At 64.1% G+C, this 368-nt stretch carries 1 protein-coding gene; it reads left to right on the top strand.

Annotation, left to right across the window (positions count from 1 at the left end; translation table 11 throughout):
* The coding region (locus BSZ14_RS18925; protein ID WP_139330359.1) for a transposase domain-containing protein at positions 1–117 on the top strand (117 nt) is incomplete at its 5' end.
* Positions 118–368: the final 251 nt, after the last annotated feature.

Here is a 368-nt window from a genome sequence, read left to right as displayed (position 1 = left end):
CGCGTCGACCCACAGGCCTGGCTGACCGACACTCTCAAGCGCCTTGCGGGCGGCCACCGCATCAATGCACTCGGCGACCTCATGCCATGGGCATACGCCGCCCGCGTGGTGCGTTAACAGCGCTTACGGCTGAACGGCTGAATTTAGGGCACATAGCTTCCAGGCGGGTTCACGTCGAGCAAACGGCAGCTCTTGGCAGAAGCTGCCGTTGTTAGCTCAACCGGCGAACGTCGCAATCTGGGTAAGCGCGGCGTGGAGGCCGCAGATTACGCAGCTTGTGCGGTCGGCTGATCTGCCGGGGGCATCCAGTTCCAGGGCATGAGTTCGTCCCACCGACTGGCAGGCCAGTCGCCCGCGACCCTGGCAAT

The organism is Sphingomonas sp. Sph1(2015) (assembly GCF_001970915.1).
GTDB lineage: Bacteria > Pseudomonadota > Alphaproteobacteria > Sphingomonadales > Sphingomonadaceae > Sphingomonas > Sphingomonas parapaucimobilis.
The sequence above is the reverse complement of the archived record's forward strand: the minus strand, read 5'-3'. Positions and strand labels throughout refer to the sequence as shown.